This window comes from Basfia succiniciproducens (assembly GCF_011455875.1).
GTDB classification, from domain to species: Bacteria; Pseudomonadota; Gammaproteobacteria; order Enterobacterales; family Pasteurellaceae; genus Basfia; species Basfia succiniciproducens.
Genome location: NZ_CP015031.1, coordinates 608,582 through 624,836 on the forward strand (window position 1 = coordinate 608,582; position 16,255 = coordinate 624,836).

General features: G+C 46.2%; 12 protein-coding genes. 5 read left to right on the forward strand and 7 right to left on the reverse strand.

The annotated features are described in order from the left end of the window. Nucleotides 1-88 precede the first annotated feature (88 nt). From metH to A4G13_RS02790, 3 genes are all read left to right on the forward strand, one after another. Nucleotides 89-3,772, forward strand: coding sequence for a methionine synthase (gene metH / locus A4G13_RS02780; protein ID WP_090654496.1), 3,684 nt, complete (start codon nucleotides 89-91; stop codon nucleotides 3,770-3,772). 75 nt (nucleotides 3,773-3,847) lie between these two features. Continuing rightward, entirely contained in the window at nucleotides 3,848-4,378 is a 531-nt protein-coding gene (locus A4G13_RS02785) for an REP-associated tyrosine transposase (protein ID WP_090654498.1), read from the forward strand. A 175-nt stretch (nucleotides 4,379-4,553) separates the two neighbouring features. Then, nucleotides 4,554-5,015 (forward strand): hypothetical protein, encoded by a 462-nt coding sequence (locus A4G13_RS02790; RefSeq protein ID WP_090654500.1) that lies wholly within the window; start codon nucleotides 4,554-4,556, stop codon nucleotides 5,013-5,015. Between the two features lie 22 nt (nucleotides 5,016-5,037). Here the strand turns inward: A4G13_RS02790 and A4G13_RS02795 are convergent, their stop codons facing one another. The 6 genes from A4G13_RS02795 to ppc all read right to left on the reverse strand — a co-directional run bounded on the left by A4G13_RS02795 (nucleotide 5,038) and on the right by ppc (nucleotide 13,022). After that, nucleotides 5,038-5,775 (reverse strand): ABC transporter ATP-binding protein, encoded by a 738-nt coding sequence (locus A4G13_RS02795; protein ID WP_090654634.1) that lies wholly within the window; start codon nucleotides 5,773-5,775, stop codon nucleotides 5,038-5,040. Nucleotides 5,776-5,779: 4 nt separating this feature from the next. Further along, nucleotides 5,780-6,751 carry a FecCD family ABC transporter permease gene (locus A4G13_RS02800; protein ID WP_090654502.1) on the reverse strand — a complete coding sequence of 324 codons (972 nt, stop codon included), beginning with the start codon at nucleotides 6,749-6,751 and terminating at the stop codon, nucleotides 5,780-5,782. A gap of 204 nt (nucleotides 6,752-6,955) precedes the next feature. Beyond that, complete coding sequence (locus A4G13_RS02805) at nucleotides 6,956-7,768, reverse strand: substrate-binding domain-containing protein (RefSeq protein ID WP_090654636.1); 813 nt, start codon at nucleotides 7,766-7,768, stop codon at nucleotides 6,956-6,958. Between the two features lie 11 nt (nucleotides 7,769-7,779). Further along, a complete protein-coding gene (locus tag A4G13_RS02810; RefSeq protein WP_090654504.1) occupies nucleotides 7,780-9,735 on the reverse strand; it encodes a TonB-dependent receptor plug domain-containing protein in 1,956 nt (651 codons plus the stop codon). A gap of 154 nt (nucleotides 9,736-9,889) precedes the next feature. Then, on the reverse strand, nucleotides 9,890-10,213 hold the full coding sequence (locus A4G13_RS02815) for an HI1450 family dsDNA-mimic protein (protein WP_011200193.1): 324 nt from the start codon (nucleotides 10,211-10,213) through the stop codon (nucleotides 9,890-9,892). 166 nt (nucleotides 10,214-10,379) lie between these two features. Further along, a complete protein-coding gene (ppc, locus tag A4G13_RS02820) occupies nucleotides 10,380-13,022 on the reverse strand; it encodes a phosphoenolpyruvate carboxylase (RefSeq protein WP_090654506.1) in 2,643 nt (880 codons plus the stop codon). Between the two features lie 344 nt (nucleotides 13,023-13,366). On the opposite strand from ppc, the gene A4G13_RS02825 reads away from it, so the two are divergent. Next, on the forward strand, nucleotides 13,367-14,677 hold the full coding sequence (locus tag A4G13_RS02825) for an NCS2 family permease (RefSeq protein ID WP_090654508.1): 1,311 nt from the start codon (nucleotides 13,367-13,369) through the stop codon (nucleotides 14,675-14,677). A gap of 15 nt (nucleotides 14,678-14,692) precedes the next feature. After that, nucleotides 14,693-15,049, forward strand: coding sequence for a DsrE/DsrF/TusD sulfur relay family protein (locus tag A4G13_RS02830; protein WP_011200196.1), 357 nt, complete (start codon nucleotides 14,693-14,695; stop codon nucleotides 15,047-15,049). 159 nt (nucleotides 15,050-15,208) lie between these two features. Here the strand turns inward: A4G13_RS02830 and A4G13_RS02835 are convergent, their stop codons facing one another. After that, the gene (locus A4G13_RS02835; protein WP_011200197.1) at nucleotides 15,209-16,138 is read right to left on the reverse strand and encodes a gluconeogenesis factor YvcK family protein; all 930 of its coding nucleotides are present in this window, start codon (nucleotides 16,136-16,138) and stop codon (nucleotides 15,209-15,211) included. Nucleotides 16,139-16,255 lie beyond the last annotated feature (117 nt).

Below are 16,255 nucleotides of genomic sequence, written 5' to 3' on the forward strand. Positions count from 1 at the left end.
TGAATAGGCTTGGAAAAATATGTCGTCATTACATAAAATATTGCAAAAATCGCCGATAAACTTCATAAATTCAAGCAGGCAAACCAACATGCACAATAAAATCGACATTCTTAAAGCTTCTCTCGCTCAACGCATCCTGATCCTAGACGGAGCGATGGGTACCATGATTCAACAATACAAACTCAGCGAACAACAATTCCGCGGCGAACGTTTCAAACAAAGTTCCGTTGATTTACGCGGCAATAACGACTTGCTCAGTCTTACGCAGCCTTTGCTGATTCAGGCCATTCACGAAAAATACCTGCAAGCCGGCGCAGATATTATCGAAACCAATACCTTCAGTTCCACCTCCATTGCTCAGGCGGATTATGATTTACAGGCCATCGCTTATGAGCTGAACTTTGCCGGGGCGAAGCTGGCGCGCATAGCGGCGGATAAATATTCCAGCGCGGACAAGCCCCGTTTTGTCGCCGGGGTGCTTGGCCCCACTAACCGTACCGCTTCCATTTCTCCCGATGTTAACGATCCCGGTTTTCGCAATATCACCTTTATGCAGCTGGCGGAGGCCTATGGGGAAGCTACCCGCGGTTTAATTGCGGGCGGCGCCGACATTATTATGCTGGAAACCATTTTCGATACGCTGAACGCGAAAGCCGCCGTTTTTGCTATCGAGCAAGTGTTTGAAGAACTCGGCGTGCGATTACCCGTCATGATTTCGGGCACCATTACCGACGCCTCCGGACGTACCCTTTCCGGGCAAACCACGGAAGCTTTTTACAACTCCCTGCGCCACGCTAAACCGCTCAGCTTCGGGTTGAACTGTGCGTTAGGGCCGAAAGAATTGCGTCAATATGTAGAACAATTATCGAAAATCAGCGAATGCTATGTATCCGCTCATCCTAACGCCGGCCTGCCGAATGCCTTCGGCGGTTATGATTTGGGCGCGGAAGAAATGGCGGCGCAGTTAAAAGAATGGGCGGAAAGCGGTTTTCTGAATATTGTCGGCGGCTGTTGCGGTACCACACCGGAACATATCAAAGCCTTTGCCGAAGCAATGCAAGGCGTTAAACCCCGTCCGTTACCGCAAATTAAAACCGCTATGCGGCTATCGGGGCTTGAACCGCTCAGCATTGATGACGACAGTCTGTTTGTCAACGTGGGCGAACGCAATAACGTGACCGGTTCGGCAAAATTCAAACGTCTGATTAAAGAAGAGAAATTCGGCGAAGCCATTGAGATCGCCATCGATCAGGTGGAAAACGGCGCCCAGGTTATCGACGTGAATATGGATGAAGCTCTGCTTGATTCGCAAAAATGCATGACCCGCTTCCTCAACATTATGGCCACCGAACCCGATGCGGCAAAAGTGCCGGTGATGATTGACTCCTCCAAATGGGAAGTGATTGAAGCGGGCTTGCAGTCCATTCAGGGCAAAGGCATTGTCAACTCCATTTCGCTAAAAGAAGGGGAAGAAAAATTTATTCGGCAGGCGAAGCTTATTCGTCGCTACGGTGCGGCGGCTGTGGTGATGGCCTTTGATGAAAAAGGGCAGGCGGACACCGAAGCGCGCAAAGTGGAAATCTGTACCCGCGCTTATGATATTCTCGTTAATCAAGCGGGTTTTCCGCCGGAAGATATTATTTTCGACCCGAATATTTTCGCCATCGGTACCGGCATTGAAGAACACAATAACTACGGTGTGGACTTTATTAACGCTACCGGCCGCATTAAGCAAACCCTGCCCTATGCGAAAGTATCGGGCGGCGTGTCCAATGTGTCTTTCTCCTTCCGCGGCAACAACCCGATGCGCGAGGCGATTCACGCCGTATTCCTTTACCACGCCATCAAACAGGGCATGGATATGGGGATTGTGAACGCAGGTCAGCTTGCCATTTATGATGATCTCGATCCCGAATTACGCGAAGTCGTGGAAGACGCCGTGCTGAATCGCAGGCCCGACGCCACCGATCGTCTGTTGGAAATCGCGGAAAAATATCGCAATCAGGATTCAACCGGCGAAGACAACGGCGTGGCGGAATGGCGCAGCTGGAGCGTGGAAGAACGTCTGAAACACGCTCTCGTAAAAGGAATCACCCACTTTATTATTGAAGATACCGAAGAGGCCCGCCAAAAATTCAGCTCGCCGCTGGAAGTGATCGAAGGCCCGTTAATGGCGGGAATGGACGTGGTGGGCGACCTGTTCGGCGACGGCAAAATGTTCCTGCCGCAGGTGGTGAAATCCGCCCGGGTGATGAAACAATCCGTCGCTTATCTTGAACCTTTTATCAACGCTACCAAGCAAAAAGGTTCGTCCAACGGCAAAGTGGTGATTGCCACGGTGAAAGGCGATGTGCATGACATCGGCAAAAATATCGTCAGCGTGGTGCTGCAATGTAATAATTTTGAAGTGATCGACCTCGGCGTGATGGTGCCGGCGGATAAAATTATCGAAACCGCCATCGCAGAAAAAGCGGATATTATCGGCCTAAGCGGCTTGATCACGCCGTCTCTCGACGAAATGGAATATTTCTTAGGGGAAATGAACCGTTTGAATCTGAACATTCCGGTATTGATTGGCGGCGCCACCACCTCGAAAGAACATACGGCGATTAAGCTCTATCCGAAATATAAATATGAGGTGATTTACACCACCAACGCCTCCCGTGCGGTAACGGTTTGCGCCGCCTTAATGAACCCGGAAAGCAAAGCGGAACTATGGGCGCGGACCCGAAAAGAATACGAGAAAATTCAACAAAGTTTTGCCGAGCGTAAGCCGTTACGCTCGTCCCTCAGCCTGGAACAAGCCCGCGCCAACGGTTTTAACCCCTTTGCCGGCGAATGGGCGAATTATCAAGTGCCGCAACCGAAACAGCCGGGCATCAGCGAGTTTAAAAATGTCCCTATTGCCACGTTGCGTAAGTTTATCGACTGGTCGCCGTTTTTCCGGGTATGGGGCTTAATGGGCGGCTATCCCGACGCGTTCGATTATCCGGAAGGCGGCGAAGAAGCGCGCAAAGTATGGCATGACGCTCAAATCATGCTGGATGAATTCGAGAACAACGGCAAGCTCACCCCAAGCGGCGTACTCGGTATTTTCCCGGCGGAACGGGCGGGAGACGATATCAAAATCTATCAAAATTCCGACCGCACTTTGCTGGCAGGCGTCGCCCGTCACCTGCGCCAACAAAGCGAGCGCGGTCAAAACAGCAAAAGCCCTTACAACCTTTGCTTGAGCGACTTTATCGCAGAGGGGTCGAACGGACAACAAGACTGGTTAGGTATGTTCGCCGTTTGCGCCGGCACGCAAGAGCATGCCTTGGTCGATAGCTTTAAAGCAAAAGGCGATGACTATAACGCCATCCTGCTGCAAGCCGTCGGCGACCGCTTAGCCGAGGCCATGGCGGAATATCTGCATTTTGAGCTACGCACCAGACTCTGGGGCTATTCGGACGAAACCTTCGACAATCAAGCCTTAATCGACGAAAAATACATCGGCATCCGTCCCGCCCCCGGCTACCCAAGCTGCCCGGAACACACGGAAAAACAACTGATTTGGGACTTATTAGAAGTGGAACAACGCATCGGTATGAAACTCACCGAAAGCTACGCCATGTGGCCCGCCGCCTCCGTCTGCGGCTGGTACTTCAGCCACCCTGCAAGTGAATATTTCACTTTAGGACGAATTGATAAAGACCAAGCCGCGGATTATGCCAAACGGAAGGGGTGGAGTGAGAGAGAAATGAGGAAGTGGTTGGGAGTTTCGATGAAATAAAATACAGGGTGGGACTTGTCCCACTACATATATCTTATGCAGAATGGTGGGATAAATCCCACCCTACGGAGAAATATGCCGAATTATCGAAGAGATTTTACAACTGGCGGATTATATTTTTTTACGGTTGTATTGAAAGATCGTTCTCAGGATTATTTGATCAAATATATCAATGAGTTTCGTCAAGCATATAAAATTACACAAGAACGCTATCCCTTTGAAACCGTTGCAATTTGTATTTTACCTGATCATTTCCATTTGCTGATGCAACTTCCCGAAAATGACAGTAATTATTCGGTAAGAATTGGATTTTTAAAATCTCAATTCTCCAAATTATTACCTTTGCAATGTCGGAAAGTATCTGAAAGCGATCAAAAACAAGGCGATGCAGGTATTTGGCAGCGTCGATTTTGGGAACATTTAATTCGTAACGATGAGGATTTAGCGAATCATTGGGATTATATCTATTACAATCCCGTTAAACATGGTTATGTACAATATGTGAAAGAATGGCAATTTTCTTCTTTTCATCGAGATGTTGATAAGGGAATTTATCCCGAAGATTGGGGTGGTTGCCCTGATTTAATAATCAAAGGTGAAATGTAGGGTGGGATTTATCCCACCATGAACATTATAAGCGGTGGGACAAGTCCCACCCTACAATTAGGTTGGGCATAGTATCGTGCTTCCGGCGTGAGCCGTGGGAAGTTGGCACTCCCCACAATTTCAGCTATCATAACGCAACTAAAATTTAATCCATCCTTTTCCCGGAACTTTATCTATGCACAAACTTAAACTTATTTTGCTTACATCAACACTTTTCGGCTTATTTGCCTGTAGCAATACACAAAAAACTCAAATAAAAACAGGTTATTTAAAAGATAACATCAGCCAAGAGGAGTTATCTAACCCGACCCAGTACAAGCGTTATTATTACAGCTGTCAGAATTTTGAAACGGGCACGGAATCTTATTTATCGACTTATTTTCCGCTCTCAAGGGAAAGTCGTATGAAGGATAATTTCGGTATTTATTTTCAGTTGGATAACGACAAAGTACAGCCTTTTGACCACATTGCTAATAAACCGCTCAATGTCCAAGGTTCTCGTTTTGAAGTGATATATCGCTCCTACCATCCGATTCAGGGCGCCTATATTGATTTAATTGCAAGTGAAAGCAGTTCGGTATACTACAAAGATTATCGAGGAATGCGCTCGCCTTGGTTAGATTGCAAAGAAGGTTAGATAAATTCAGACAAATTGGAGCTCAGCCTCCGATTTTTTCAATTCCATTAATTCCTTTGGTGGTCAGATCAATTTTTGCTCTGATACCAAAGGCTTTAGCCAGATTTTCTGCATTAAGCACCGCTTGAGTTTCGCCGCCGGCAATCAGGTTGCCTTGATGTAACAAAATCACTTCATCACAAAAACGATAAGCCAGATCAAGATGATGAATCACCACGACGCAGGTACGCTCCGGAGTGAGGGCTTTGAGCTGTTGCATAATGTCGATTTGATAATAGGGATCGAGCGAGGCGATGGGTTCGTCGGCCAGCAGGAGCGGGGCATCTTTAATACGGCAGCGGGCAAGCTGGACGCGAGCTTTTTCGCCGCCGGAAAGTTGTCGGTATGGTTTTTCGAGCAAATGAGAGATAGAAAATTTCTCGGAAACCGACCGCACTTTGGTTTGCTCCGCCGTCGTTTGTAGCTGATAAGGCAGGCCCAAGGCAATCACGTCGTACACGGACAAATCCCAATGAACCCGGCTATCTTGCGCAAGATAGGCAAATTGTTGGTTTTTTTGTGCGGCGCTCATGGCGGATAATTTTTGCCCGCCAAACCAAATCTCACCGTTTGTCAGGGATAAAATTCCCGCCAAGGCTTTCAGTAAGGTGGATTTCCCCGCACCGTTGGCGCCCATAATGCCGATTAATTTGCCTTGCGGAATGATACAACTCACATTATTTAATCGTTCAGGCAGGTTAATGTTTTCAATCTTAATCACGTTATTAATCATTGCTAAATCTCCACTGCTGCACCAACAAAATCCAAATCAAAAACGGTGCGCCGATAATGGCGGTGAGCGTGCCGATGTAAATATGTGAGAACAACGGAATATACAAAATACAGAGATCCGCAATCAGCAGCAATAAGGCGCCGAACAGTGCGCCGGTGAGATAAAGCTGCGACGGGCGTTTTTTCAACATCATCCGTGCCAGGTGCGGAGCGATTAAGCCGATAAAACCGATGGTACCGGTTTGCGGAATGGTGGCGCCGACCAATAACGCCACACCTAGGGTGGTGATAAAAAAACTGCGCTTAGGATCAACGCCCATAGTAGCGGCGGTTTCCTCACCGAAAGTGAGCAAATCCAGATAACGGCGTTGGCTGTACAGGCAGAACAAACCCGCTAACACAATGGGTAAACACATCAGCAAGGTATCCGTTTTTGCCCATACCAGCGAACCTTGCAGCCAGCGGTACAGTTCCGCCAGCGCCCAGGGGCTTTCGGCGTTGGAAAGCAATAAGGCAATTAATGAACCGAGCAGCATATTGATGGCTACGCCGCTTAAAATCATCATCGTCGAGCCGCGGTTTTTGGCCATCAGATAGACCAACAGAAAACTCAATAACGCTCCGAGCACACCGCCGCATAACAATATAGTAAAAGGAGCGGAAAAATAATAAAGAATAAAAACACTTGCCGTGGTTGCGCCGTTGGCACTGCCCAATAAACCCGGGCTTGCCAGCGGATTTTGAAAGATTCCCTGCATGGCGTTGCCGGCGAGCGCCAGGCAGGCACCGGTTAACAGGGCAAGCAGAATACGTGGCAGGCGAATCTCCCATAATACGAGGGAACGCATATCGGTTAATACGCCGTCGGGGTTAAGCAGGGCGGAAAAATCGCCGAGTCGGTGGGTGGCGGCTAGAGTGATTAATAAGGTTAATAGTATGCCTAGCAACATATTGAGTTTATTCATTTTATTGTTAAATAGCCTTATGCTCGCAGGGACAGATTTTATGTCTATCCGTTGTGTGTCCAATTGGGGACAGACATAAAGTCTGTCCCTACGAATTTTTATGTATCAGTCAGAAAAAAGTCCATTCTCTTTTATGTTTTTAATTCCAACCCAATTATTTTCTTCGAAATCCAACCTTGTCAAATTTCCCCCTGCGCCTCTTTGCTAAAGAGGGGAGTTGTGTGGTTGATTATAAATCACTTTCGCGCCTTGCCATACGCCGTGATCAAAGCAATAGGTATATTTCATCGGGAGGGTAAAGTGCGGTCGGTTTTTAAAGAGTTTTTCCAATAACGGATGGGAAAGCAGTTTCGCCTGTTCGCTGTAGCCTTGTTTATCCGTTAAGGTAATCAGTAAATTCGGTTGGCTTAGCAGCAATTTTTCCAGAGCAAAATTCTGTGTGTTGATTGCGGTTTTCAGCGGGGTTAATCCTAACAGTTGCAATAAGGTCTGATATTGGGGTAAAAAGGCGTCGACAACGCCGGTTTCCGACAAAATCAGGGTTTCAGACAATGGTTGGTTTAGATTGAAATGTTGTGTTTTTAGCTCTGTTACTAACCGCTCCGCATGTTTTTCGTTTTGCGTCAGTTTGCCTAGTCGGATAATCAGCTCGAACAACTGTTCGGGCGTTTGCGGGCTGTCGTTAATCGGGATTATTTTTACGCCGAGTTCTTTCAGATCCGCAGTCAGTTGCGGATAAAAATGTTCGTTAATCAGTACGGTTTTATCCAGATAGGGCAACAAGGCGGTTAATCGCGGTTCAATGGTCGGTTTGTCGCGGTTCGTTTTATCCGGCATCATCAGCGGATTTTTCGAATAAGGCGACATTGCCGCAATCTGATCGGGACGGGCGATTTCCATCAGCAAGCGATCGCTGCACAGGGTGAGGGATACAAATTTTTCCTCAAACTGTTCTTGCGCCCAAGCGGTTTGTGTTACAAGCAAAAGTGCGGTCAGTTTTTTTAATGTTTTGTACATTTTCATCGCAATCAGAATGAACCTTTTAAGCCCACATAAACATTACGCCCGTCCTGTCCGTAACCGACGGTATGCTCGTATTTCTTATCGAACAAGTTATTCAGATGTACATACAGGTTGATGTTTTCCGTCAGTTGATAATCGGTGCCTAGATTCAGTAGCGTATAAGAGGGCATTTTCACCCGTGATGACGTCCAGGTATTTTCGTCATAATAGCTGTCAATACGTTTGCCCACATAGGAAAGATTCACATTAGCGCCTAACTGTTGAGTGATCTGATAGGCTAACCCCCAATTGGCCGTATGTTTCGGGCGGCGCACCAATTCGGCGTTTTGCGCGTCTTTGGCACGGGTGAAAGTATAGTTTGCATAAGCGGTTAAATCATCGCTCAGCTTGCCGTTGTAGGCGATTTCCAGACCACGGATTTTGCTTGTGCCCTCTAAGTTTACGGCTCGCGTATAACCGTTCACGGTTTCGTAACTGATGGCTCGATCCACATTACGGGCAAAATAGGTGACGTCCAGACTATGGACTTTATTGCCGGATTCCATTAATAACCCCAGCTCGCCGCCGCGGCTTCTTTCCGGTTTTAATGCCAGATTAGCAATATAGCTGCCGTTATAGCCGTAGTATTCCGTCATGGTCGGATTCTGTACGGCGGAACCTAAACTCGCATGAGCTTTAAAGTTCGGCGATAAACGGTAAGCGCCGGCAATACGTCCGGTAAAGGTGTTTTCAAATTCGGAACTGTCGCTAAAGCGACCGCTGGCGGAAAGGCTGTTGTCTTGCTCGGTGAATAAGCGATATTCGGCGGCAATACTTTTTTCCGTCAGTTTTTTATCATGCAAAGCGTATGAATAAAGCGGATAAAAGGGATAGTTATAGTTTGCCGCATATTCTGATTTTTGATATTCGCCTAAAATGCTCAGCGCCTGGGTAATCGGACCCGTTCTGTCGAAATTAACATCCAATTGATAATTGGCGTTAAGCCGTTTGGCATGATAACTGCTGTCGGAATAGGCTTCGTAAGAGTTACTGTCGGTTTTAATATGGCTGACGCTCGCTTTTTGCTTAAAAAGTTCCTGTTCGCTGCCTAAATAACCGCTCAATTTCAAGAGGGTTTCGCGGGTGTGGCTGTAATTATCGTAATCGGTGTCATTGTAACCGGTATCGTAATGGGAATTTTGCGTTGAGTGGGAAGCAAACACTTCGATACCTTTATTGTCTGTGTCATAACCTAAACGCAGAGACGCGTTATCGCGGTGGAATTTATCCCGTTCTTTGGCGCCGCCCGTACTGACGTTGTCGCCGTTTTCCGTGCGGTAACGGAAGGTATCCGTACTGTATGCGGAAATGCCGCGAGTACGGTGGCTGTCGCCATGCAGGGCGTAATAAAAGCCGTTATTATAACCCGAGACCGTTGCCGAACCGTCCGTGCTATCGTGCGAACCGGTGCCCACATCAAAATCCAGGTTGAAAGGTTTATCCTGATAAAGCCCGCTTTTGGTGGTGATATAAATCACGCCGCCCATAGCATCGCTGCCCCAGAGTGCCGATTGTTCGCCACGCAGTACTTCAATACGGTTGATATTACTTAAGGCCAAACCACCGAAATCAAAGCCGTAGCCGGTAACGGGATTTACTTTCACCCCGTCGATAATTACGGCTACATGATTAGCATCCGCCCCGCGCAAATAAACATTGTTTAAGGTCCCGCGCCCGCCGTAGCTGCTGAATGCCATACCCGGCACGGTTTTCAGCACATCACTGACATAAGCGGCATTGCGCCCGGCAAAGTCTTTTTCGGTTAAAACGGTCAGCGATGAAGCGGTTTGGTCCTGATTGACGGGGATAGCATAAGCCGAATAGACTTCGATCGGTGTAAGCTCGGTTTTTATCGGTTCGACTGCAAAAGACGAGTGAATCGTGCTAAACAAAAGGGCAGAGGTGATAAGATTGAGTTTCATGGCGGATTCCTTCGCTAAAATAAAGAAAATTCTATCCAATCGGATAGAATTTTCTAGTGGGAAATTTTCATGATAAACATCAATCTTTTTCATAATTATCAGATGAAAACAACACAAAGTGCGGTCAATTTTTTCGTTTTTTTAGCTTGTTTATTTATTCTTTCCAGACCACATGGAATTCTCTGTCGTCTTCACGGTGAGAAATTAAAAATTTGGCAAAAATATCGTCCATTTCATCATTTTCATTAACTAAGCCAACCCATACTTCGGCATATTCGTCAGGATCAATTAATACGCCGATTTCTTCATCCCAATTATCGGCTGTTTCCACAAATTCGACCGCGCCGCGTTCTTCAAATTGCAGATTAAATAGCATAATGTCCGCCGGATCTAAATTCTCCGGTGCCATTTCGAGGAAAATATCATAGGCGATATCAATCGCCGCATCAGGATCTAATTTGTTAATTTGTACTGTCATGTTTTGTTCCGATTAAGAAATTTACGCCACATCATAGCCTAAATCGGGGTAAATAAAAAGTGCGGTCAATTTTCGCCGAGTTTTAAAACTTACAAAAAATAGACCGCACTTTTGCGATGAAGACTAGGGCTGTTTATAAAGGATAGACCCTATTAATAAATATTGGCTAACCCGTATTACGCATACCCGCGGCGATACCGGTAATGGTGATCATCAGCGCCTGCTCGATATCCGGATTAGGATGTTCGGGATCCGCTCGCAAACGACGCAGTAATTCCACTTGCAATAAGTTTAACGGGTCGGTGTAAACGTTACGCAGTGCAATGGATTCCGCCACCCAAGGCAAATCCGACATTAATTGATCGCCTTTGCCGGAAAGCCGTAACACGGTAGCGATATCTTCGCTTAACTGTTTGCGCAGCGATTCGCCTAAATACCAAAGCTCTTTTTTCACTAAACGCTGGTCGTAATATTCGGACAGCCAGCTATCGGTTTTACTGAATACCATTTCAAGCATGCCGATTCGGGTATTGAAAAACGGCCAATGGTTGCACATTTCTTCAATCACCGCCGCTTTGCCGCTTTCCATCGCCTGACGGATTGAGGCGCCGGCACCGAGCCAGGCGGGCAGCATCAGGCGGTTTTGCATCCAGGCAAAGATCCAGGGAATGGCACGCAGGCTTTCAACGCCGCCGTTCGGATTGCGTTTTGCCGGTCGGGAACCTAAAGGCAGTTTTGCCAGTTCCTGTTCCGGTGTGGCGCTGCGGAAGTAAGGCACAAAATCTTTATCGCCGCGCACCACATTGCGATAGATTTCGCAAGAAGCGACGGCAAGTTCGTCCATTACCCGGCACCAGCTGGCTTTCGGTTCCGGCGGCGGCAGGAGGTTGGCCTCAAGAATGGCGCTGGCGTAGAGGTCCAGACTTTCTGCGGCGATAGCCGGTAATCCTAGTTTAAAGCGGATCATTTCCCCTTGTTCGGTTACACGTAAACCGTTTTTCAGGGAACGTGGCGGTTGGGATAATAATGCGGCGTGAGCCGGTGCGCCGCCACGTCCTACGGTGCCGCCGCGGCCGTGGAAGAGGGTAAGTTCGATGCCGGTTTGTTCGCAAAGTTTGACTAAAGCGTCCTGCGCTCGGTATTGCGCCCATGAGGCCGCCATCATGCCCGCATCTTTAGCACTATCGGAATAGCCGATCATGATCATTTGGCGGTTTTTGATTACGCCGCGATACCAGCCTACGTTAAACAGTTGCGTCATCACTTCTTTAGAAGCGTCCAGGTCGTCCAATGTTTCAAATAGAGGAACTACCGGCAGATGGTATGAAATGCCCGCTTCTTTCAATAATAAATGCACCGCCAAAACATCGGAAGCGGTACGCGCCATGGAAATGATATAGCAGGAAATAACGCCTTCCGGCTGTTCTGCAATGACTTTACAGGTGTCTAAAATTTCCCGAGTGTGTTCCGAAGGCGTCCAGTTATGGGGAATTAGCGGACGACGGGAGCTTAATTCCCGGATCAGGAAGGCTTGTTTGTCATCTTCTGTCCATTGGCTGTAATCGCCTAAACCGATGTAGCGGGTAATTTCGCCGATGGCGTCGCTATGGCGGGTGCTTTCCTGACGGATATCTAAACGCAGTAATGTGACGCCGAAACAACGAACGCGGCGTAAGGTATCCAGCAATAATCCGTTGGCAATAATACGCATACCGCAGGCGGTTAGGGATTGATAGCAGTCATAAAGCGGTTGCCAGAGTTGTTGGTCTTCACTGATGATTTCATCTTGTTTAAACGGCGGAATGCGACCCGCAAGTATATCGTTGTAATAATCCAGCGTATTTTTTAATTTGCTGCGTAAATCCTTCACAACTACACGATAGGGTTCTAAATGATCACCGTATTTTTCTCGGAATTCCGTAGTGCATTGCGTCATTGACAACTCGTCGCAGAGTTCCTGAATATCGGTTAAAAATAAATCCGCCGCTTTCCAGCGCGCAAGTTGCAGCGCTTCCCGGGTAATTTTCGCGGTAACGAAGGGGTTGCCGTCACGGTCACCGCCCATCCAGGAAGAGAAGCGTACCGGTGTGAGGTCTACCGGCAAAGCATAATTTAAATGTTCGACGGCGGCATCGTTAAGTTTGCGGATAAAGGCGGGCAAACCTTCCCATAAACTGTTTTCGATAACGGCAAAACCCCATTTGGCTTCTTCCAGAGGTGTCGGCCGATTGGTACGGATTTCATTGGTATGCCAGGCTTCGGCGATAAGGCGAAGTAATTTATACTCAATATTTTTTTGTTCTTCGGCGGTTAAATCCGTATGATCCAGCTGAGCCAGACATTTGTTGATTTCAACCTGTTTGTGCATTAATGAACGGCGGGTAACTTCCGTCGGGTGAGCGGTAAGGACGATTTCAATCAACAGTTTCTGCACGGTTTTAATGATTTCTTCCTGAGAAACATGTTGTTCTTTCAGGCGGGCGAACAGCGCAGCAGTGGAACGTTCCGCAGAAACCTTATCTTCATGGGAGCGAGACATGGTTTGATATTGTTCCGCCACATTAGTCAGGTTCAGAAACTGGCTGAAAGCGCGGGCAACCGGAATAATATTATCCGCCGAAATAGTGGAAAGTGTGTCTAATAATGCCGCCCGGGCTTTGTCATCGCCGCTACGGGAATTGCGGGACAGTACTCGGATATTTTCAATCAGTTCGAGAATATCGTCACCTTGCGCCTCCTGAATAGTTTCGCCCAAAAAGCGCCCCAGCATATTGATGTTATTACGCATCATTAAATATTCTTCTGTCATATAAGTCCTCCGAAAATAAAAATTTTTGAGGTATTTCTACCTGTAATGGGGTAGGTATAAACAAAAGTTTTGTAAAGATCAAATGATATTTTTGATAAAACGAAAAAATAACAAATTTATTGTTTTATATCTATTTTATTCAAAAAAATATGAATTTTTTTAAATATAATTTTAGTAAAATCGTGCAAGCTTAATAAATAATCAAATTAATAGCTCATACTTTAAATTTTTAGAAAAACTCGTCGCAGGTTATAAGAATTTTTGATAGAATCCCACAGAAAAACACCAATCTAACCGTTCTTGTTTTTCATTAGTCTCAATTTTCAATCTTTTTGGAAAAAATAATGGAAAATCAATCTTTTCTTCAAAATTTCTTTAAATTAAATCAACATAAAACCAGTACAAAAACAGAAATCATTGCGGGTATCACCACCTTTTTTACCATGGTTTATATTGTGTTTGTAAATCCTTCCGTGTTGGGGGATGCGGGCATGGATAAGCAAGTGGTATTTGTGACTACCTGTTTGATTGCCGGTTTTGGTACTATGGCTATGGGGTTATTCAGTAATTTGCCCATTGCGCTTGCACCCGCTATGGGCTTGAATGCATTCTTTGCTTATGTGGTTGTAGGCAAATTGGGTTATTCCTGGGAGGTCGGCATGGGGGCGATTTTCTGGGGATCCGTAGGGCTTTTAATATTAACCTTATTACAGGTTCGCTATTGGTTAATGGCATCCATTCCTCTGGCTTTGCGTGTGGGTATCGGTGCCGGTATCGGCTTTTTTATCGCCTTAATCGGTTTTAAAAATATGGGATTAGTGGTGGCGAATCCGGCAACCTTAGTGGCGTTGGGGGAGCTTCACGATCCTAAAGTATTAATGGGGATCCTAGGTTTTTTCATTATTGTCGTATTGGCGGCGCGTAATATTTTCTCCGGCGTGTTAGTATCAATCGTTGTGGTTACCGCTTTAGCATTGCAATTTGATGAAAATGTGATTTATCGCGGTTTGGTTTCTATGCCGCCGAGTTTGGATGCGGTTGTGGGGAAAGTGGATATTGCCGGCGCACTGGATATCGCTCTGCTCGGAATTATTTTCTCTTTCTTATTAGTCAACCTGTTTGACTCTTCAGGTACTTTATTGGGCGTTACCGATAAAGCGGGAATTTGTGATGAAAGAGGCCGTTTCCCGAAAATGCGTCAGGCATTATATGTGGACAGTGTGAGTGCGGTGGTAGGTTCTTCAATCGGTACTTCCGCCATTAGTACCTATGTGGAAAGCGGTGCCGGCGTGTCTGTCGGCGGGCGCACAGGTTTGACTGCGGTAGTTGTTGGCGTATTATTTTTATTAACCATTTTCTTCTCGCCGCTGGCGGGGCTTGTGCCGGCTTATGCGACCGCAGGCGCATTGGTTTATGTGGGTATTTTAATGGCTTCAAGCTTAATTAAAGTACAATGGGAAGATTTAACGGAAGCCGCTCCGGCATTTATTACCGCAGCAATGATGCCGTTTACTTATTCAATTACGGAAGGTATTGCCTTTGGTTTTATCAGTTATTGCGTAATGAAAATGGGAACAGGCCGTTGGAAAGAAGTTAATGCGCCGGTTTGGGTGGTCTCTGTTTTATTCTTAATCAAATTTATTTGGATCGGCTAGTCTTGAGGTAATAGCATGCAAAAATTACTTTTTATTTTAAACGAATCGCCTTATGGAACGGAAAAAACCTTTAACGGGCTGCGTCATGCGGTGAACTTATTAGAGGAACACGGCAAAGAAGTCGAAGTGAAAGTATTCTGTTTTTCGGATGCCGTACTTGCCGGGTTGAGCGGTCAAAATCCGAATGACGGTCCGAATGTTCAGCAAACCTTAGAAGTGCTGGCGGGCTTAGGTGCGGAGGTGAAACTTTGTACAAGTTGTACGAAAGCGCGTGGTATTACGCAATTACCGTTAGTTAAAGGCGTTAGCTTAGGCACGTTGGATGATGTGTCGGACTGGACCTTATGGGCGGATAAAGTTATCAATTTCTAACGTTTATTTAAGGTCTGTTTATCTTTTATAAACAGAACCTAACCCATTAAAATAAAAGGACATATATTTTGCGATATATGTCTTTTTTATATGAAAAATTCTAAAAGTGCGGTCAAAAAAATAGTTTTTTTGAGTCTTAATAAAATTTTACAATAAATACTATTTATTTAATTCCGCCACTAAGTCATCAATCGCCTGGCAGAGCAGAGCGCGATCATGACGATAAGACACATCACCGGCATTAAGGCGGCGCGCCATAATTTTCGCCCGAATTTGACCGCAGTTTTGTGCAAATTCCGGTTTGGTAATTATGCCGTCGATAATATCTTTACCAACGGCTTGGTTAATCCAGCGGATACGTTCCGCCAGACTCAGATTTGCCGCCGGGCTTAGTTCTAATCCCAGATTATCAATATAGATCTTTTTCGCCTGGCTTTGACGCAATTCGGCTTTTACTTCATCCATTAAAAGTACCGGCATAATGCTGGTGAGAAAACTGCCCGGACCCAATAAAATAATATCGGCTTGTCGCAAAGCGGCAATGGCTTCCGGCGTCGCCTCAACCTGAGGATGAAGATAGAGCGATGCCGGCGGTTCCGGTAATTTGTCGATTTCAACTTCGCCGATAACCTGCTCGCCGTTTTTAAGTGTGGCGGCTAAATCCACCGGAATATCAGACATTGGAATAATGGCGGAACGCACGCGCAGAAAATTGCGGATTAAGTCGATCGCCTCGGTGGGACGAATTTGCATATTCGCCAGAGCCGTGAGAATCAGATTGCCTAAATTATGCCCTGCAAGATCACCTGTACCTGCAAAGCGATACTCAAAAACTGCAGATGCCGTTGTCGGCACATCAATAATCTGATTCAGACAATTACGCAAGTCTCCCCAGGCAATCCCGCCTTGATGAAGACGGATGCGGCCGGTAGAGCCGCCGTTGTCGGTAGTAGTGACAATACCGGACAAATTTTCTTTCAGAAAATTAAGCGCCGACATTACACGTCCCAGACCATGTCCGCCACCAATGGCAACAATATGATTGGATTCCGTTAAATACTGATGATTAAACATCGGGGTAACTGCCATAATAATTCCTTCGAATGGGATAAATATGCACTAAAACTATTCTACATGGAGTTTTATGATTAATTAAGTAAAAAATTTGAAAACAAAACCGATGTTCTGTTATATACATTTATATAT

Excerpts from the sequence above, each read along its gene's own strand:
- metH (WP_090654496.1), top strand. The coding sequence starts at position 89 with ATGCACAATAAAATCGACATTCTTAAAGCTTCTCTCGCTCAACGCATC.
- A4G13_RS02785 (WP_090654498.1), top strand. The coding sequence starts at position 3,848 with ATGCCGAATTATCGAAGAGATTTTACAACTGGCGGATTATATTTTTTT.
- A4G13_RS02790 (WP_090654500.1), top strand. The coding sequence starts at position 4,554 with ATGCACAAACTTAAACTTATTTTGCTTACATCAACACTTTTCGGCTTA.
- A4G13_RS02800 (WP_090654502.1), bottom strand. The coding sequence starts at position 6,751 with ATGAATAAACTCAATATGTTGCTAGGCATACTATTAACCTTATTAATC.
- A4G13_RS02805 (WP_090654636.1), bottom strand. The coding sequence starts at position 7,768 with ATGTACAAAACATTAAAAAAACTGACCGCACTTTTGCTTGTAACACAA.
- A4G13_RS02810 (WP_090654504.1), bottom strand. The coding sequence starts at position 9,735 with ATGAAACTCAATCTTATCACCTCTGCCCTTTTGTTTAGCACGATTCAC.
- A4G13_RS02815 (WP_011200193.1), bottom strand. The coding sequence starts at position 10,213 with ATGACAGTACAAATTAACAAATTAGATCCTGATGCGGCGATTGATATC.
- ppc (WP_090654506.1), bottom strand. The coding sequence starts at position 13,022 with ATGACAGAAGAATATTTAATGATGCGTAATAACATCAATATGCTGGGG.
- A4G13_RS02825 (WP_090654508.1), top strand. The coding sequence starts at position 13,367 with ATGGAAAATCAATCTTTTCTTCAAAATTTCTTTAAATTAAATCAACAT.
- A4G13_RS02830 (WP_011200196.1), top strand. The coding sequence starts at position 14,693 with ATGCAAAAATTACTTTTTATTTTAAACGAATCGCCTTATGGAACGGAA.
- A4G13_RS02835 (WP_011200197.1), bottom strand. The coding sequence starts at position 16,138 with ATGGCAGTTACCCCGATGTTTAATCATCAGTATTTAACGGAATCCAAT.